The following is a 17,482-nucleotide window of genomic DNA, read 5'->3' on the forward strand; positions in this document are numbered from 1 at the left end:
GCCTGGATCGCCATCGTCCTGGGCGTCGATCACCTGCTCGACATGGGCCGCTCGGCCACCAACGTGGTCGGCAACTCCGTCGCCGCCGCCGTGGTCGCCAAGTGGGAAGGCGAACTGGACGACATCCCTGAGGGGGATGGGGACGCGCCCCAGACGGCCGCCGCCTGACTTCCAACCAGGCGCTGAAACTGAAACGGCCGCCCCAGCGATGGGGCGGCCTTTTTGCTATGCGGCGATGAGGTCGGAAGCTCGGCGGCTACTGGCCGCGGCCGCCGTCGATAAAGGCCTTGATCGACGGCGCATTGGGCCCGCTCGCACGATCGCCATTGCAGACCATGGGCTCGATATAGGCGCTCAGGCTGGTGGGGCGAATATCGTCCCAGGCGGCGTCGGCTTCAGGATAGCGTTCCAACTCAACGCCATCCGGCCCGTATTCGACCTCGACGATGATGCGCGCCTGCTTGGCGTTGCAGCGGATTTCATATTCGTCGATCTTGTGACTGTAGTCGCCGGCCGGCGATTGCAGGGATATGCGGGCCACGCGCACGCTGGTCGTGTCGCCCACGGTGGCGATGGCGCCGACATCGGCCAGATAGACCAGCCGGGCGTTTCGCGAAAAGGCGTTCCATTCTTCGGCGGCCGCCGCGCCGGCCGCGACGGCGGCGGCGGCGAGAATGGCGGTCAATAGGATTGGTTTCATCGTGTCCTCCCCAGGATGAACGGATTTCACACCCGAAACCGTGAAATTTCAACTGGGGCTGTGTGCCGACTCTTCGCCGCGATCCGGGACTAGGTTCATCCCATGACGCGCATTCTTCTGAGCCTTCTGATCCTGATCTGGAGCCCAACGCTCGCTCTGGGCGCCAGTCCGCCGCCCTTTCAGTCCGACCGCATCGTCGTCGAGACGCGGGGACAGGGGCCGGACGTCATCCTGATCCCCGGCCTGGCCTCGACCTCGGCGGTGTGGGCGCGGACGGCCAGCGCGCTGGAGGGACGCTATCGGGTGCACTTGGTCACCGTGCGCGGCTTCGGCGAGGTGGCGGCGGGCGGCAATGGCGAAGGTCTGGTCGGCGGTCCGGCGGCGGCGGAGATCCGGCGATATATCACTGAGCGCGGTTTGCAGCATCCGGCCCTGATCGGCCATTCGATGGGCGGTCAGATCGCCCTGCGGGTCGCCGCTGACGCCGGGCCGCGCGTGGGGCGGGTCATGGTGGTGGACGCCTCGCCCTTCTTCCCTTCCCTGATCAGCGCGGGCGCCACGACGGGGGATGTCGAGCCTCTGGCGCGGCTGGCCTATCAGGGGCTGCTGCTGTTCGGCGACGAGGCGTTGAAGACCCAGGCCGGCGCCATGGGGGCCGACATGGGCGGGGCCGCCGATAGCCTGTTCGGGACCCTGGGCTGGCAGGGCGGCGACCGGCGCACCTTGGCCCAGGGGCTATACGAGGTGATGACGGTGGATCTGCGCGCGCGCCTGCCCGCCATCACCGCCCCGGTCACCGTCGTCTATGGCTGGAGCGCGGACGACCGCAGCCCGCGTAGCCACATCGACGGCCTGTTCCGCGCTGGCTATCGCTCCCTGCCGCGCCCGGCCGCCTTCGAGCGCATCGAAGGGGCCGAGCACATGGTCATGATCGACCAGCCGCGCCGTTTCCAGGCGGCGGTCGAACGCTTCCTGCGCTGACGTTTCAGCGCGGCTGAAGCCGGCGGATCGAGGCCAGCAGGGCCGCGTCGTCGCTCATGTCGCCCGCGATGACATACTGGGGACGCTGCGGCTCGTTGTTGCCGCGCGCGCGACCGCGATAGACCTTCATCGGCACGGCGATCTGGGCCAGGCCGCTGGGCAGGACGGGTTCACGGATTTCCATATAGACGGTGTCAGCCGAGGTCTCGCGCCCGACCTGGAGGGCCCCTGCAGTCTTCCACAGATCGACGGCGTCCAGACAGGCTGAGCCGCAGCTGGAATCGGTCAGGACATAGACCCGGCCGGCCATCAGTTGCGGGGCAGGCGGCGGCGGGGCGGCGTCGGACGGCGCCTCGTCATTGGTGCTGCGCCAATAGACCTGACCGGCGGCCTTCGCCGCCTTCATGCCTTTGATGGCGTCTTCAGCCCAGGCGATCAGCTCCGGCTGACCGTTCGTGGCATGCAGCTTGTCCAGGAAGGCCGAGATTTCGGCGATATTGCCCTCCGAGGCGCGCCATTCGACGGCCTCGATCGCCGGTTCGGGATGGGCGGTCATCCAGGCGTCGCCCCACAGGACCTGGGCCATCAGCTGGCTCCAGTGGGACGAACCGCCGCCGTTGCCGCGCAGGTCCAGCACGACGTAGGGGGCCAGGCGCAGGGCCTCCTGTTTGGTCTTCATGTCGGCGATCAAGGCGGTCAGTTCGGCGTAGTTCTCGCTGGAGGGGTCGCCATTGAACGTCGGAGTCGAGATCCAGAAGCCGCCGTCATCGAAATGCTTCAGGGCGAAGTCGGGACGGACGCTCTGCATCAGCTGGCTGCGGCGGGCGCTCAGATCATCGGGCGTCGCGCGCCAGTCGAGGGCATAGGTCCTGGTCGCGCCGTCGGCCTCGAAGCGGCAGGATTTCATCTCGGTCTGCCACGGGTTTTCCGCATTCAGGAACATCCAGTCGCCGAAGCGGGTCTTGATGGCTTCCAGGAACCAGCGCCCCCGGAACTGGCCGATGCGCCGCTCGGACAGGGTTGCCGCGTCCACGCCGTCGCAGTCGATCAGCCGGGCGCTCAGAGGCGGGGCGGCGGCGTCGGCCTCGTCGCGGTTGGCCACCACCTGATCGGCGCCGCGATAGACGGTCAGGAAGCCGGGCCAGCGGGTCGAAAAACCGAAGTCTCTCTGGGTCATGCTGATCTGGACGTGGCCGTCCTCGAAGCTGGCGACATAGGCGCGCAACGTCCACCACCAGCCGCCCGCATCCTTGGTCGTCTTGGCCCGTTCCAGCGCCGTAGCCAGCCCCTGATCCAGGCGGGCGCGGAACTCGGGATTGAGCGGATCATGCGTGCCGGGGTGGCTGTCGACCATGATGTCATGCAGGGCGGTCGCGTCCTGAACCAGGGTCGCGGACCAGTCACGCGGTTGAAGCATGGGCTTGGGCGTCTCGGCCGCCGGCGCATCCTGAGCCAGAGCCTGGGGTGCGCCCATCATCGCCAGACAGGCGACGCCCGCCGTCAGAAACCGTTTCATGTCCAATCTCCCCCTCCAGGAACAGGGGCAAGAAATGGCAGGGCCGCGAGGGCGCTTCCAGTTACGCTTTGGTCATGGAGCGCGGGTCAGTCCGCCGCGCGCAGGGCCTCGAGCACGCCCTTGCCGTAGCGTTCCAGCTTGCCGGCGCCGACGCCGGATATGCGGCCCAGGGCGTCGAGGTTGCGGGGTTCATTGAGGGCGATCTCGACCAGGGTCTTGTCCTGGAAGATGACATAGGGCGGGACGTGCTGCTCGGCGGCGCGGTCGCGGCGCCAGGCGCGCAGGACCTCGAAGCGGGCGCGCACGTCCGCGTCCAGCGCCTCGGCGGCCAGGTTGCGACCAGCGTTGCGGCGCGGGCGCTCGGCCTCGACCACGCGGACCGGCGCCTTGCGCACCTGAATGGGGCGCTCGCCGCGATAGACGGCGCGGACGGCCTCGGGATCGCCCAGCTGGATGATGGGCTTGCCCTCGTTCGGGTCCTCGACCAGCAGGCCCTCGAACAGCAGGTGGTCGATGACGTCGCGCCAGGCGGTCAGCGACAGGTCGGCGCCGATGCCCCAGGTGGACAGGTTCGACTCCCACGGCTGAACGTCTTTCGTCTTGCCCAGCAGGTGATCGACGACGCGGGTCCGGCCGAAGCGTTCGCCGAGGCGCTGCACCGCCGCCAGGGCCTTTTGCGCCGGGACGACGGCGTCGAAGGTCGCCGGCGGGTCGCCGCAGATGTCGCAGACGCCGCAGGGTTGGGCGTCCTGCTCGCCGAAGTAGCGGCGCACGGCCTGGGGACGACAGGTCGCGCCGTCCAGCATGGCGAACAGCTGGCGGACCTTGCGCGTCTGGACCTGCTTGACCTCCTCGGCCATCGGGCGGCCTTCGAGGCGGCGCAGCGACCAGGCGATGTCGGACGGGCCGTAGAGGGTGATGCCCTCGGCCGGTTCACCGTCGCGTCCGGCACGGCCGATCTCCTGCCAGTAGGCTTCCAGCGAGCCGGGCGGATCGGCGTGGATGACGAAGCGGACGTCGGGCTTGTCCACCCCCATGCCGAAGGCGATGGTGGCGACCATGACGGCGCCGTCCTCGGCCAGGAAGCGTTCCAGCCGCCGATCGCGGTCCTTGGCGTCGAAGCCGGCGTGATAGGCGATGGCGTTGGTGCCGGCGTCGCGCAGGGTCTGGGCCACGCGCTCGCAGCCGTCGCGGCTGCCGCAATAGACCACGCCCGACTTGCCGCGCCGCTCGCGCACCAGCTCGACCACGGCGGCGTCGGTACGGGCGCGCGAGCCGTTGATCTTGCGCTCGGCCGAGAGCTGCAGGTTGGGGCGGGCGAAGCTGTCGACGAAGACGCGGGCTTCGCCGAGGCGCAGCGAGGCCAGGATGTCGTCGCGGGTCCGGGCGTCGGCGGTCGCCGTCACCGCGATGCGCGGCGTGCCGGGGAAGATCTCGGCCAGACGGCCTAGCGAGCGATAGTCGGGGCGAAAGTCGTGGCCCCACTGGGAGACGCAGTGGGCCTCGTCGATGGCGATCAGGCTGAGGTCGATCTCGGACAGGCGTTCCAGCATGGAGCCGGCGGCCAGACCTTCGGGCGAGACATAGAGCAGGTCCAGCTCGCCCGAGCGCGCGGCGCGCCAGATGGCCGAGCGCTCCTCCATCGGCACGCCGGAATCGAGGCGGGCGGCGGCCACGCCCTGCTGCTTCAGGGCCTCGACCTGATCGGTCATCAGGGCGATCAGCGGCGACACCACCAGGCCGACGCCGGGGCGCAGGATGGCCGGGATCTGATAGCAGACGCTCTTGCCGCCGCCGGTCGGCAGGACGGCCATGACGTCGCGCCCGGCCAGAACCTCGGCCACGACATGGGATTGCAGACCGCGGAAATCGGCGTGGCCCCAGACCCGGCCCAGAACCTCGCGCGCGGCGCTCAGGTCGAGCGAAGCGGGCGGGGCGGAACGGCGGGGGTCAGCGAGCATCGGCGGGTTGTGCCTGATCCGTTCCGGGGTGTCACCCGCTTCTCCTCCCTGTTGCGCAGCAATGGGGAGGTGGCGCGGACGCGCAGCGGCCGTGACGGAGGGGGCGTATCGACGTCTGACCGCTGTGCCGCCCCCTCCACCACTTCGTGGTCCCCCTCCCCATTCGCTTCGCGAACAGGGAGGAAAGAGCTATAGCGCCGCCCATGACCACGATCCTTTATGGCCGCCCGCCGGCGGTGTTCGACGTTCCGACCGTTGCGGTGCAGACCTCGCCCCTGATCCCCGGCGCGACTGCGCTGGAAGACCTCGCCCCCGGTTCGGTGGACGAGGCGATGATCTACGCCCCGCCCGGCGTGGTGGAGCGGCGCTATACCCTGGCCATGGCGCTACGGGCGCTGAAGGTCGGCGGACGCCTCGACGTCATGGCGCACAAGAGCAAGGGCGGCTCGCGTCTGGGCAAGGAGCTGAAGGATTTCGGCCTCGAGGTCGGCGAGACGGCCAAGGCCCACCATCGCCGCTGCGTCGTCACGCGGCCTGAAGTCATCGACGGTCTGGATGCGGCCATCGCGGCGGGCGCCATGCAACAGGTCGCGGGGCTGGAGGCCTGGTCGCAGCCGGGCGTCTTCGCCTGGGACCGGGTCGATCCGGGCACGGCCCTGCTGGCCGGGGTCATGCCGCCGATGAAGGGCGCAGGCGCTGACCTGGGCTGCGGTTTCGGGGCTCTGTCGCTGGTGGCGCTGCGCTCGCCGGCGGTGGCGAGCTTGCGTCTGGTCGACATCGACCGGCGCGCCATCGCGGCGGCGAAGAAGAATGTCGAGGACCCGCGCGTCAGCTTTGAATGGGCCGATGTGCGCACCCTGCCGACGGCGGGCGAGCTGAACTTCATCGTCAGCAACCCGCCCTTCCATGACGGCGGGACCGAGGATCGCCGTCTGGGCCAGAACTTCATCCGTCAGGCGGCGGCCCTGCTGAAGACCGGCGGCGTGCTGTGGCTGGTGGCCAATCGGCACCTGCCCTACGAGGCCGAACTGAACGCGGCCTTCAAGCGGGTGAAGCCGGTGCTGGACAAGGGCGGCTACAAGATTTTTGAGGCGGTGAAGTAGTGGCCGCCAAGACGCCAACCAGCCGTGTGGACAAGCTTCTGGGTTCCATGGGCTACGGCTCGCGGGCCGAGATGGCGCGCATGGGCAAGGCGGGCGGCATCGTGCTGGACGGCGTCGACCTGACGGACGTGTCCAAGCGCATCCCGGTGACGCCCGACCTGCCGACACGGATGGAGATCGACGGCGAGCCGCTGGACCCGGTGGCCGGTCTGGTCATGCTGCTGAACAAGCCGTTGGGCATGACCTGTTCGCGCAAGGAAGACGGGGCGCTGGTCTATGACGTCCTGCCGGACCGGTGGAAGCGGCGCGACCCGGCTATCTCGACCATCGGGCGGCTGGACAAGCAGACCTCGGGCCTGCTGCTGCTGACCGACGACGGGGACCTGCTGCACCGGGTGATTTCGCCCAAGCGCCATGTGGCCAAGGTCTATCGCGCCACCCTGGCGCGGCCCCTGACTGGGACCGAAGGGGCGCTGTTCGCCTCGGGCGATCTGGTGCTGGAGGGCGAGGAAAAGCCGCTGGCGCCCGCCATCCTTGAGGTGGTGTCGCCGACCGAGGCCCTGCTGACGGTCACCGAGGGGCGCTATCATCAGGTGCGACGGATGTTCGCCGCGGCGGGCAACCACGTCGAGGCCCTGCATCGCGAGCGGCTGGGCGGACTGGTCCTGCCGGATGATCTGGGGCCGGGCGAGTGGAAGCTGCTGAGCCCGGAAGAGATCGAGCTGATCTTCGCCTGAACAGACTCTCCCTCGCCGTCATCCCGGACAAGGCTCGCTGGCGAGCCGACGATCCGGGACCCAGGCGGTGGATCTATTCGCTGAGGTCGAACCTGTATCTGGCGTCTGGGTTCCGGATAGCCCTGTCGGGCTTCCGGGATGACGGCATTGAGGGCGGGCTTCCGTGCTTGACCTCTTCGTCTCCCTCGCGCACCTCCCTCCCATGACCCTGGCCAAGATCTGCGGACTGACGACGCCCGAGACGCTGGAGGCGGCGCTGCATGGCGGCGCGGGCTTTGTCGGGGCGGTGGTGTTCGAGAAGAGCCCGCGCCACATTCCGCCGCTGCACGCCGCGACCCTGTTCGACCGGGCGCGGAAACGGGCCAAGATCGTGGCGGTTCTGGTCGATCCCGACGACGCCCTGCTGACTGAGGTGGGGCTGATCCTGCGGCCCGACCTGATCCAGTTGCATGGTCATGAGACGCCGCAGCGCGCCGCCGAGGTGCGGCGGCTGACCGGGGCGGGGATCATCAAGGCCCTGCCCATCCGCAGCGAAGCCGACTTCGCCAGCGTGGCCGATTGGGCGGGCGTGGCCGATCATCTGCTGTTCGACGCCAAGCCGCCTGAGGGCTCGGTCCTGCCCGGCGGGGTGGGGGCCATGTTCGACTGGTCGCTGATGCAGAACCGGGCGCTTCCGGCAAACTGGTTCCTCGCAGGCGGGCTGGATCCGCAAAATGTCACCGAGGCGGTGCGGATTTCGGGGGTGCCTTTGGTCGATGTCTCCTCTGGCGTCGAAAGCGAACCCGGTGTTAAGGACCCTGACCGCATCCGCGCCTTCCTCGAGGCCGTATCCCGGTCCTGATTTCGTCGCCTTCCCGCGAAAGACTGCCGCTAGTGAACGCACACCTGTCGAATACCCCCGAGTCCTACGCCTGGCCTGACGCCGAGGGCCGCTTCGGTCCCTATGGCGGCCGTTTCGTGCCCGAAACCCTGATGCCGCTGATTCACGAGCTGAACGCGGCCTACGAGGCGGCCAAGGCCGACCCGAGTTTCCAGGCCGAGCTGGACGGCTTCCTGACCCACTATGTCGGTCGCGAGAGCCCGCTCTATTTCGCCGAGCGCCTGACCGACCATTTCGGCGGGGCCAAGATCTGGCTGAAGCGCGAGGACCTGAACCACACGGGCGCGCACAAGATCAACAACTGCATGGGCCAGATCCTGCTGGCCCGTCGCATGGGCAAGACGCGGATCATCGCCGAGACCGGCGCCGGCCAGCACGGCGTGGCCTCGGCCACCGTCTGCGCCCGTTTCGGCCTGCCCTGCACCGTCTATATGGGCGCGGTGGACGTCGAGCGTCAGCGGCCCAACGTCTTCCGCATGAAGCTTCTGGGAGCCGAGGTCGCGGCGGTGACGGCGGGGGCGGCGACGCTGAAGGACGCCATGAACGAGGCGATGCGTGACTGGGTCACCAACGTCGAGGACACCTATTACATCATCGGCACGGCGGCGGGCCCGGCCCCCTATCCGGCCATGGTGCGCGACTTCCAGTCGGTGATCGGCAAGGAGATCAAGCGTCAGTCCCTGGCCCAGATCGGGCGTCTTCCCGACGCCGTGGTCGCCTGCATCGGCGGCGGCTCCAACGCCATCGGCGCCATGCACCCCTTCATCGAGGACGAGGGCGTGCGCCTGATCGGCGTCGAGGCGGCGGGCCATGGTCTGGACACCCCCGAACACGCCGCCAGCCTCAAGGGCGGCCGCCCCGGCGTGCTGCACGGCAACCGCACCTATCTGCTGCAGGACGCCGACGGCCAGATTCTGGAAGGGCACTCCATCTCGGCGGGTCTAGACTATCCGGGCATCGGGCCTGAGCACGCCTGGCTCAACGACCTGGGGCGCGGCGAATACCTGTCGGCCACCGACGACGAGGCGCTGGAGGCCTTCCAGATGCTGTCGAAACTGGAAGGCATCATCCCGGCCCTGGAGCCCTCGCACGCGCTGGCCCGCATCGGCGAAGTGGCGAACGAGGTGGGCAAGGGCGGTGACGTCGTCCTGGTCCTGTCGGGCCGGGGCGACAAGGACATTTTCACGGTGGCCAAACACCTGGGCGTGGAGCTTTGAACATGAAGACCCTTCTGATCGCGGCCCTGGTCGCCGCCGTGTCGCCGACCCTGACGATGGCCAAGACTCAGGCGGCGCCCGCCGCGCCGGCGCCGGTTCAGGCGGCAGGCCCCGGCCCGCAAGGCGTGCCCGCCGCCGACACCCCGCTTCTGGGGAGCGCCAAGGCCGCGCCCGACTGCGGCAACCTGCATGGACTCAACGGCCGCGCCTTCTGCGTGACAGCGCCCCTGGCCAGCGTCGGCGCCCTGGCCGAAACCTATATCGCTCACTTCGAGAGCCAGGGCTGGCTGGCGGCCGGCGGCGACGACAACCGCGTCGTTCTGATCAAGCGCAAGGACGGCGGCGTCTGCGACGGGATGCAGATGGTGGCCTTCTACGATACCGCGGGTCCCGCCGCGCCGGAATCTCCCGGTTATCTCGGCTTCGCCACCATTCCCGGCAATGTCTGCGCCGGCCAGCCCACGGCGGGAGCGACGCCCCAGTGACGACTGCACGCATCGATGCCCGCTTCGCCGCACTGAAGGCTGAAGGCCGGGCCGGCTTTATTCCCTATGTCATGACCGGCGATCCCAGCCGGGACGAGGCGCTGGAGATCCTGCGCGGTCTGCCCGCCGCCGGCGCCGACCTGATCGAACTGGGTCTGGCCTTCTCCGACCCCATGGCCGAGGGGCCGCCGATCCAGCGCGCGGCCCTGCGCGGGCTGGCGGCGGGGATGACCCTGCGCGGCACGCTCGATCTGGTGGCGGATTTCCGTAAAGGCGACGACGCCACCCCGGTCATCCTGATGGGCTATCTGAACCCGGTCGAGAACTATGGCTACGAGGCCTTCGCGCGCGACGCGGCGGCGGCGGGCGTGGACGGCCTGATCGTGGTCGACTGCCCGCCGGAAGAGGCCGGGCCTCTGGCTGCGGCTCTGGACGCGCAAAGCGTGTCGCTGATCCGTCTGGCCACGCCGACCTCGGACGATGACCGGCTGAAGGTCATCGCGCGTGGCACCTCGGGCTTTGTCTATTACGTCTCGGTCGCGGGCGTGACGGGCGTGAAGGAGGCGCAGGCCGCGTCCGTCGCCCCTGCCGTCGAGCGCGTGCGCAAGGCGGCCAACCTGCCGGTCGCTGTCGGCTTCGGCGTCAAGACGCCGGAACGCGCCGCCGAGATCGCTCGCGTGGCCGATGCGGTGGTGGCCGGCTCGGTCTTCGTCGATGAAGTGGCGGCGGCTCTGGCGGCGAACGAACCGGCCGTCCCCCGCGTTCTGGCCAAGGTGAAGGCCCTGGCCGATGCGGTGAAAACCGCCAGAACTAGTGCTTCCGTCGCGGAAACCGTCTAAAGGCGCGCTCATGGTCGACAAGAACACCGAGAACAAGCCGCGCGGCGGCTGGCTGTCCCGCTTCGCTCCGGGCGTGCGCAAGATCGTCAGCCGGCGCGACACGCCCGACAACCTGTGGGTCAAGGACCCGGACAGCGGCGAGATGCTGTTCCGCACGGACCTGGAGGCGGCCCTGTGGGTCACGCCGTCGGGCCGTCACATGCGGATCAATGCCCCGACGCGCCTGAAGGCCACCTTCGACGACGGTCAGTTCGAGAGCATCGACACGCCCGACGTGCCGGAAGACCCGCTGAAGTTCTCGGACGGCAAGCCCTACAAGGACCGCCTGAACGCGGCGCGCAAGGCGGCCGGCCGCAAGGACACGATGGCTATTGGGTATGGCAAGATCGACGGCGTGGCCGCGGTCGTCATCGTGCAGGACTTTACCTTCATGGGCGGGTCGCTGGGCATGGCGGCGGGCGAGGCTTTCGTGGCCGCCGCGCGTGAAGCCGTGAAGCGCGGCGTGCCCTTCGTCTGCTTCACCGCCGCCGGCGGCGCGCGGATGCAGGAAGGCGCCCTCAGCCTGATGCAGATGGCCCGCACCACCCTGGCCGTGCAGGAAGTGAAGGCGGCGCAACTGCCCTATATCGTCGTCCTGACCGATCCGACCACGGGGGGCGTCACCGCCTCCTACGCCATGCTGGGCGACGTGCATCTGGCCGAGCCGAACGCCCTGATCGGCTTCGCCGGTCCGCGCGTGATCGAGACCACCATCCGCGAGAAACTGCCGCCGGGCTTCCAGCGCGCCGAGTATCTGCAGAGCAAGGGCATGGTCGACAAGGTCGTGGCGCGCGGCGACCTGCCGGCGACCCTGGGCCAGATCATGTCCATGCTGATGGGCGGCAAGCGCAAGGCGGCCTAAGGCCCCCGATGGACCCGATCTCGCAGCGCCTTCTGGCCCGCCATCCGCAGCGCATCGACCTGTCGCTGGAGCGGATGCGGGCCCTGTGCGCGGCGCTGGGTAATCCGCAGGATCGGCTGCCGCCGGTGGTCCATGTCGCCGGCACCAACGGCAAGGGCTCGACCGTCGCCCTGATCCAGGCCATCGCCGAGGCGGCGGGCCTGCGGGTCCATGCCTATACCTCGCCGCATCTGGTGCGTTTCAACGAGCGCATTCGTCTGGCCGGGACCCTGATCAGCGACGGCTATCTCAACGATGTGCTGGATCGCATCGAGGCGGTGTCGGGCGAGGCTACGGTGTTCGAGAGCACGACCGCCGCGGCCTTCCTGGCCATGAGCGAGACCCCCGCCGACCTGGCCATCATCGAGGTGGGGCTGGGCGGGTCGCTGGACGCCACCAATGTCATCGACCGGCCGCTGCTGAGCGTCATCACCCCCGTCGATCTGGATCACGCCGAGTTCCTGGGCGACCGGATCGAGGGCGTCGCCGCCGAGAAGGCGGGCATCCTGAAGGCCGGGGCGCGCGGCGTCATCGCCCGTCAGTCCGAGGCCGTCATGGCCGTGATCGAGCGCCGCGCGGCGCAGGTCCGTTCGCCCCTGACCGTCATGGGCGTGGACTTCGACGCCTGGGCCGAGCGCGGCGGGCTGGCCTATCAGGATCAAGAACGCTTCCTCGACCTGCCGGCCCCGGCGCTCAACGGCCCGCACCAGTTCGACAATGCCGGCGTGGCCGTGGCCGCGGCGCTGGAGCTGGACCTGCCCGAGGTCGCCATCGCCGAGGGGCTGAAGTCCGTGCGTTGGCCCGCGCGGATGCAGCGGCTGACGGCAGGTCCCTATGCCGAGAAGGCGCAAGCCGCCGACGCCGAACTTTGGTTGGACGGCGGGCATAATCCCCATGCCGGACGCGCCATGGCCCGGACCCTGACCGAGCGTCAGGCGCGGGCGCCGCGCCCTCTGGCCCTGATCGTCGCCATGCTGGCCAACAAGGACGCGGGCGGCTTCTTCGAGGCCCTCAAGGGCATCGAGGCCCAGGTCTTCACCGTCGGCTTCGACGGTTCCGCCGCCGACCCTGCGGCGCTCGCCGCCGTGGCTCAGGGCCGCGGCTTCGGGGCCATGGCGACGGGTTCGGTGGACGAGGCGCTTGATCGCGCCCTGGCCCTGGGCGCCGGCCGCATCGTCATCTGCGGCTCGCTCTATCTGGCCGGCGAAGTCCTGGGCGCCAGTCCCGAGACCTGGCCTACCTGACCTTTCTCCCTCGAGGGGGAGGGCTTTGTTCTGCGCATGAAAAAGGCGGCGGGTCTTTCGACGCCGCCGCCCGATCTCATCGTCTAAGACGTCTTAGTCCGCCTTGACGCCAGCTTCGGCCAGCCATTCGACGATCTTGCCCTTGGGCATGGCGCCGACCTTCATCGAGGCCAGTTGGCCGTCCTTGAACAGCATCAGGGTCGGGATGCCCTTCACGCCCATCTTGGACGGGGTCATGGGGCTGTCGTCGATGTTGACCTTGGCGATCGTCACCTGGCCGGCCAACTCGTCCGAGATCTGTTCCAGCGCCGGGCCGATCTGCTTGCAGGGGCCGCACCACTCGGCCCAGAAGTCCACCAGGACGGGGGTCGAGGATTTCAGGACGTCGGCGTCGAAGCTTTCGTCGGTGACTTTGACAGTCGCCATGAATGGCTCTCCTTTAGGGCGCTATCGCTCGGCCTGCGAGGCCTCGCTGCTTGAGCGCGTTAGTGGCGCGCCGAATGGAAGTCTCGGCGTTCCCGGCAGATGTGGGTGCGATTTGCGCACAAATCAACGCGCATTTGAAAGCGCCGCGTCCATCAGGCTCTGCGGCACGGCCATCAGCCTGGGTCCGTCGGTCCAGACCAGGGCCGCCTCGACCGCGCGGTCGGGATAGAGGAGACGCAGCACCGCCGTATAGACCGCCATCTGCAGCACATAGGCCGGGTCGGCGTCTTCGACGTGATCGGGGGCCGGGCGGTTGGACTTGAAGTCCACCACCAGCACCCGCTCGGGCGTGACCACCAGCCGGTCGATGCGGCCCGAGATCGAGACGCCGGGCGGCAGCTCGGGCGAGGCGCCGGTCAGGGCCACCTCGGCGCGGGAGCCTTCGCCGAAGACGGGATTGAAGCGCGCGTCGTTCAGGACGGCGAAAGCAGCCCCGATCATCTCTGCGCGTTGCTCGTCCGACAGGTCGCGTTCGCGCGCCAGCATCCGCACGGCGGCGTCGGGCCGGTCGGGGCCGGCGATATCGGGCAGGCGTTCCAGCAAGCGGTGGATCAGGTCGCCGCGCCGGAAGCGGCCCAGACCCGCGCCGGGGCCTTCGCCGCGCGCCAGCGGCGACGGGGCGGGGATGCGCTTCTGCTCCTGCATCTGCGACGGCGAGGCGAAGCGGGCGGCGGCGTCGCGGGCGGGTGACTGGCGCGCCCAGTTGGGGGCCTCGGGGCGGGTCTCGGCGCTGGCTGTGACGGCGGGCAGGACGTCGAGATCGACGCCGTAGCGGCGGACATTGTTGTCCAGCGTGCGCACCTCGTCGCCGAGACGGTTGAAGGTCTCTTCGATGACCGACCACCAGTCGCCGGGTTCGGGCGAGCGTTTGGAGCCGCGTCCCATGACGATGACCCGGTCGCGGGCGCGGGTCAGGGCGACGTAGAGCAGGCGCAGGGATTCGTCGCTGACGCGGGCCTCGCGCGCGGCGCGGGCGGCCTCGGAGGCGGCGCAGTCTTCTTTCGAGGAGCCGGGGCACATCAGCCAGGCCTCGCCGTCGCCCATGCCGATGGGCTCCAGCGCGACGGGCATCAGGCTCGGGCCCTGGGCCTTCGCCTTCATGGTGGTGTCGGGCAGGATGACGACGGGCGCCTCCAGCCCCTTGGCGCCGTGAACGGTCATGACGCGGACCTCGCCGCGCGGCCCTTCCAGTTCGCGTTTGACCTCGACGTCGGCGGCTTCCAGCAGGGCCAGGCAGGTCTCCAGATCGACCCCGCCCCGGTTCTCGGCGGCCAGCACCTGATTGAGGGTCTCGTCGATGGCTTCTTCCGCTTCGCGTCCCAACCGCGTCAGGACGCGGGCGCGGCCAGAAACGCCGGTGTCGTCCACCCGGTTCAGCAGGGTCGAGAAGAAGGCGAAGGGATCGCCGTCGCGGGCGGCGCGGGCGCTCAGGCACAGGTCCAGCGCCCCGCGCCATTCGGGGCGTTCGTCGGCCCGTTGCTTCAGCTCGCGCCACAGGCCCTGACGCTTCTCGCGCCCGGCCAGATCATAGAGCGAGGCCTCGTCCACATCGCAGAAGGGGCTGCGCAGCACCTCGGCCAGCGACAGGTCGTCGCCGGGGAAGAGCGCAAACCGGGCCAGCGCCTTCAGGTCGTCAAAGACCACGTGGCTGGACAGCTTCAGCCGGTCGGCCCCGGCGACGGGCACGCCCTCTTTCTTCAGCGCGCGGATGATCTCTTCAAACGTCGCGTCGCGGCGGCGCACCAGAATGAGGAAGTCGCCATAGCCGCTGGCGCGCGGCTGGCGGTCGTTCCGGTCATAGACGGTCGCCCCGGTCTCGACCTGACGCCTGATCTCCTGGGCCAGGGCGAGCGCCATGCGTTTCCTCGCGCCCGCCACGCCTTCCTGGTCGACCGGATCATCCCAGGCGTCGCGCTCGGGCGGGGCCTCGTCCATGAACAGGGGCCAGAGGTCGATGCTGCCGCGCTGGCCGACGCGGGCGGGCAGGTGGTGCGGAATGTCGCCCGTCTCGCCGACCAAGGCGCGGGTGCGTTCGGGATCATTGAAGGCGTGATCGACGAAGGCCAGGACGTCCTCGGTCGAGCGATACGATGTCTCCAGCGGCACCTCCTTGAATACCGAGCCTGAGCCTTCAATCAGGTCTTGGTAGTCTTGGGCTTCCTGACGCAGCCGTTCCGGCCGGGCGCCCTGGAAGGAGTAGATCGACTGCTTCTCGTCGCCGACGGCGAAGACGGTGCGGTCGGTTTCCTCGCCGGAGAAGAACTCGCCGGTCAGGGCGCGCATGATGGCCCATTGCTCGGGCGCCGTGTCCTGGGCCTCGTCGATCAAGACGTGGTCGATGCCGCCGTCCAGCTTGTACAGCACCCAGGCGGCGGTCGAGCGTTCGGTCAGCAGGTCGACGGTCTTGGCCACGAGGTCCGAGAAGTCCAGCGCCCCGCGCTCGGCCTTGGCCGCCTCGTAGAAGGCGGCGTGGGCCACGGCGAGCGTCAGCAGCTTGATGGTGTGGGCGGCGACCTTGGCGGCGCGCACCACGTCCAGCGTGGCCAGATACTTGTCCTGCAGATCGGTCAGCCAGCCGCCCGCGTCGGGCGGGGCCTGCTTGGTCGCCATCGACTTGCGCGGCGATCCCGAGCCGGTGAGGAAAACCGGACCGAGGCCGTGGAAGCTCCACTCATGATCAAGGGCGTGGATCAGTTCGGCGGCGCGGTCCTTGTCGGTCTTGCCGCCGGTCGCCATCAGCTCGGCCATGCGGCGGACTTCGTTTCGGTCCAGCCAGCGGATGAAGTCGGCCTCGATCTCGTCCGGCGTCTGTTCGGGATCGGCGCCGGTCAGGACGTGTGGGCCGGGGGCCGAGCCGTCGCCGACGCGGGCGACATAGTCGGTCAGGTCGGCGCGTTTGGCCTCGATCATGGCCAGCAGGGCTTCGAACCGGCCCCAGTCCAGCTCGACGGCGAAGTGGCTGTAGGCCTGACCGACTGGGCCGTCGGGGTCGCGCAGCGCGGCCCGGGCCAGCTCCTCGCGCGCGGCGTGGCTGAGGGCGATGGCGGCTTCGTTCTCCAGCACCGTAAAGCGCGGCGATACGCCCGCCTCGATGGGGAAGCGACGCAGCAGCTTTTCGCAGAAGGCGTGGATGGTCTGGATCTTCAGCCCGCCGGGCGTCTCCAGCGCGCGGGCGAACAGGCGACGGGCCTCGGACAGGCGGGCGGGATTGAGGCCAGCGGGATCGCTGGCGTCCAGTTTGGCCAGTTCGGCGGACAGGGCGGCGTCGTCCATGACCGCCCACTTGCCCAGGGTCTCGAACAGGCGGGCCTGCATCTCGGCGGCGGCGGCCTTGGTGTAGGTGACGCACAGGATGGCCGAGGCCCCGGCTCCGCCCAGCAGCAGGCGGGCCACCCGGCTGACCAGGGTGGTGGTCTTGCCCGAGCCGGCGTTGGCGGTGACGAAGACCGACAGGGCCGGATCGGCGGCGCGGATCTGCGGATCAGGGGTGGCCGTCATCTGCGGAGTGGCGATGTTCATTCGCTGTCGCCTTCCTCGCCGCCGACCACGTGCCATTCCCAGACGCGCGCCAGATGGTCGTAGTTGCCGCCGTAGTTGCCCATGAACTGGGGCGCGGCCCAGGAGACGTAAGGCGTGTCGGGATGATCGAAGCGGGCGACCCGTTTCTTCAGTCCCTCCAGCGCCGCTTCGCCCAGAGCCGCCGCCTCGGGGCCGGAAGCGCGCACCGCCACCTCGCCCGCCTTCTTGCGTCCGACGACGCGGACATAGGTCAGCTCATCGGCGGGAACCGGCCCGTTGGTGTCTTTGAAGCCGCCGTCGGCGAGGATGGCGGCGGTCAGGGTCAGCTGGGGCGCAAAGCCCGCCTTGACCTGCTTGCCCGACGGCACGCCGCCGGTCTTGAAGTCCATGATGGCGGCCCCGCTTGCGCCCACCTCGATGCGGTCGGCATAGGCCTTCATGGTGAAGGGGCCGGCGGGAGCGTCAAAGGTCATGGTCCCCTGCTGTTCGATCAACAGGGTGACGCCGCGCGCCCGGCGCTCGGCCTCGAACCCGGCCAGCCAGCGGGCGCAGTTGCGCGCTAGCGGCGTCTCGCGCGCCATGGCGGCGTCCTCGAAACCGTGGGCGGTCAGCTCCTCGATCAGCAGCTGTTCTATCTGGTCTTCGCAGTCGTCGGGCAGGACATGGGGCCACATCAGGGTCATGCGCTCGATGGCCTTGTGCACGGCGTTGCCGCGCGCCATCGCCTCGGCCGAGGCGCCGGGACGGTCCATGATGTTCAGGCCCAGCACCCACTGGGCGTAGATGGCGTAGGGGTCGCGCACCCAGCGTTCGATGCGGGTGACGTAGAGGCTGCGCGGACGGCGCTCGACCGGCGGGCGCGGCATGGGGCGGG

16 protein-coding genes are annotated in these 17,482 nt (G+C 69.4%); 10 read left to right on the forward strand and 6 right to left on the reverse strand.

Annotation, left to right across the window (positions count from 1 at the left end; translation table 11 throughout):
• The coding region (locus tag CQ039_RS16030) for a cation:dicarboxylate symporter family transporter (RefSeq protein WP_146112129.1) at positions 1–168 on the forward strand (168 nt) is incomplete at its 5' end.
• Positions 169–256: 88 nt separating this feature from the next.
• Here CQ039_RS16030 and CQ039_RS16035 read toward each other — a convergent pair.
• Positions 257–700 (reverse strand): hypothetical protein, encoded by a 444-nt coding sequence (locus tag CQ039_RS16035; protein WP_146112141.1) that lies wholly within the window; start codon positions 698–700, stop codon positions 257–259.
• Between the two features lie 102 nt (positions 701–802).
• Here CQ039_RS16035 and CQ039_RS16040 point away from each other — a divergent pair, with 102 nt between their 5' ends.
• Complete coding sequence (locus tag CQ039_RS16040; RefSeq protein ID WP_105564930.1) at positions 803–1,681, forward strand: alpha/beta fold hydrolase; 879 nt, start codon at positions 803–805, stop codon at positions 1,679–1,681.
• Between the two features lie 4 nt (positions 1,682–1,685).
• Here CQ039_RS16040 and CQ039_RS16045 read toward each other — a convergent pair whose 3' ends face one another.
• Both CQ039_RS16045 and recQ read right to left on the reverse strand, forming a co-directional pair.
• Positions 1,686–3,197, reverse strand: a complete 1,512-nt coding sequence (locus CQ039_RS16045) for a S41 family peptidase (protein ID WP_105564929.1) — start codon at positions 3,195–3,197, stop codon at positions 1,686–1,688.
• 86 nt (positions 3,198–3,283) lie between these two features.
• Positions 3,284–5,158, reverse strand: a complete 1,875-nt coding sequence (recQ, locus tag CQ039_RS16050) for a DNA helicase RecQ (RefSeq protein WP_105564928.1) — start codon at positions 5,156–5,158, stop codon at positions 3,284–3,286.
• A 203-nt stretch (positions 5,159–5,361) separates the two neighbouring features.
• Between recQ and CQ039_RS16055 the strand changes: the two genes are divergently transcribed.
• From CQ039_RS16055 to CQ039_RS16090, 8 genes are all read left to right on the forward strand, one after another.
• Complete coding sequence (locus tag CQ039_RS16055; RefSeq protein WP_105564927.1) at positions 5,362–6,261, forward strand: class I SAM-dependent methyltransferase; 900 nt, start codon at positions 5,362–5,364, stop codon at positions 6,259–6,261.
• Complete coding sequence (locus tag CQ039_RS16060; RefSeq protein ID WP_233190334.1) at positions 6,261–6,998, forward strand: pseudouridine synthase; 738 nt, start codon at positions 6,261–6,263, stop codon at positions 6,996–6,998. The genes CQ039_RS16055 and CQ039_RS16060 overlap by 1 nt, the downstream gene beginning before the upstream one ends.
• 202 nt (positions 6,999–7,200) lie before the next feature.
• The gene (locus CQ039_RS16065; protein WP_105564926.1) at positions 7,201–7,839 is read left to right on the forward strand and encodes a phosphoribosylanthranilate isomerase; all 639 of its coding nucleotides are present in this window, start codon (positions 7,201–7,203) and stop codon (positions 7,837–7,839) included.
• Positions 7,840–7,883: 44 nt separating this feature from the next.
• Entirely contained in the window at positions 7,884–9,095 is a 1,212-nt protein-coding gene (gene trpB / locus CQ039_RS16070) for a tryptophan synthase subunit beta (RefSeq protein ID WP_105564933.1), read from the forward strand.
• A gap of 2 nt (positions 9,096–9,097) precedes the next feature.
• Complete coding sequence (locus CQ039_RS16075; protein ID WP_105564925.1) at positions 9,098–9,580, forward strand: hypothetical protein; 483 nt, start codon at positions 9,098–9,100, stop codon at positions 9,578–9,580.
• Positions 9,577–10,419 carry a tryptophan synthase subunit alpha gene (gene trpA, locus CQ039_RS16080; protein WP_105564924.1) on the forward strand — a complete coding sequence of 281 codons (843 nt, stop codon included), beginning with the start codon at positions 9,577–9,579 and terminating at the stop codon, positions 10,417–10,419. The genes CQ039_RS16075 and trpA overlap by 4 nt, the downstream gene beginning before the upstream one ends.
• A gap of 10 nt (positions 10,420–10,429) precedes the next feature.
• Positions 10,430–11,320, forward strand: a complete 891-nt coding sequence (locus CQ039_RS16085; RefSeq protein WP_105564923.1) for an acetyl-CoA carboxylase carboxyltransferase subunit beta — start codon at positions 10,430–10,432, stop codon at positions 11,318–11,320.
• An 8-nt stretch (positions 11,321–11,328) separates the two neighbouring features.
• The gene (locus tag CQ039_RS16090) at positions 11,329–12,603 is read left to right on the forward strand and encodes a folylpolyglutamate synthase/dihydrofolate synthase family protein (protein ID WP_105564922.1); all 1,275 of its coding nucleotides are present in this window, start codon (positions 11,329–11,331) and stop codon (positions 12,601–12,603) included.
• A 93-nt stretch (positions 12,604–12,696) separates the two neighbouring features.
• On the opposite strand, the gene trxA is transcribed toward CQ039_RS16090, so the two are convergent.
• The 3 genes from trxA to CQ039_RS16105 all read right to left on the reverse strand — a co-directional run.
• A complete protein-coding gene (gene trxA, locus CQ039_RS16095) occupies positions 12,697–13,029 on the reverse strand; it encodes a thioredoxin (protein ID WP_105564921.1) in 333 nt (110 codons plus the stop codon).
• 123 nt (positions 13,030–13,152) lie between these two features.
• Complete coding sequence (gene addA, locus CQ039_RS16100) at positions 13,153–16,608, reverse strand: double-strand break repair helicase AddA (RefSeq protein ID WP_233190333.1); 3,456 nt, start codon at positions 16,606–16,608, stop codon at positions 13,153–13,155.
• Positions 16,605–17,482: PD-(D/E)XK nuclease family protein (locus CQ039_RS16105; RefSeq protein ID WP_199183680.1), on the reverse strand; the 878-nt coding region annotated here is incomplete at its 5' end. The genes CQ039_RS16105 and addA, both read right to left, overlap by 4 nt.

Source organism: Brevundimonas sp. MYb52, assembly GCF_002979535.1.
Classification (GTDB): domain Bacteria; phylum Pseudomonadota; class Alphaproteobacteria; order Caulobacterales; family Caulobacteraceae; genus Brevundimonas.

Coding starts and splice junctions, on each gene's coding strand:
- CQ039_RS16035 (WP_146112141.1), bottom strand. CDS start 700: ATGAAACCAATCCTATTGACCGCCATTCTCGCCGCCGCCGCCGTCGCG.
- CQ039_RS16040 (WP_105564930.1), top strand. CDS start 803: ATGACGCGCATTCTTCTGAGCCTTCTGATCCTGATCTGGAGCCCAACG.
- CQ039_RS16045 (WP_105564929.1), bottom strand. CDS start 3,197: ATGAAACGGTTTCTGACGGCGGGCGTCGCCTGTCTGGCGATGATGGGC.
- recQ (WP_105564928.1), bottom strand. CDS start 5,158: ATGCTCGCTGACCCCCGCCGTTCCGCCCCGCCCGCTTCGCTCGACCTG.
- CQ039_RS16055 (WP_105564927.1), top strand. CDS start 5,362: ATGACCACGATCCTTTATGGCCGCCCGCCGGCGGTGTTCGACGTTCCG.
- CQ039_RS16065 (WP_105564926.1), top strand. CDS start 7,201: ATGACCCTGGCCAAGATCTGCGGACTGACGACGCCCGAGACGCTGGAG.
- CQ039_RS16075 (WP_105564925.1), top strand. CDS start 9,098: ATGAAGACCCTTCTGATCGCGGCCCTGGTCGCCGCCGTGTCGCCGACC.
- CQ039_RS16085 (WP_105564923.1), top strand. CDS start 10,430: ATGGTCGACAAGAACACCGAGAACAAGCCGCGCGGCGGCTGGCTGTCC.
- CQ039_RS16090 (WP_105564922.1), top strand. CDS start 11,329: ATGGACCCGATCTCGCAGCGCCTTCTGGCCCGCCATCCGCAGCGCATC.
- trxA (WP_105564921.1), bottom strand. CDS start 13,029: ATGGCGACTGTCAAAGTCACCGACGAAAGCTTCGACGCCGACGTCCTG.
- addA (WP_233190333.1), bottom strand. CDS start 16,608: ATGAACATCGCCACTCCGCAGATGACGGCCACCCCTGATCCGCAGATC.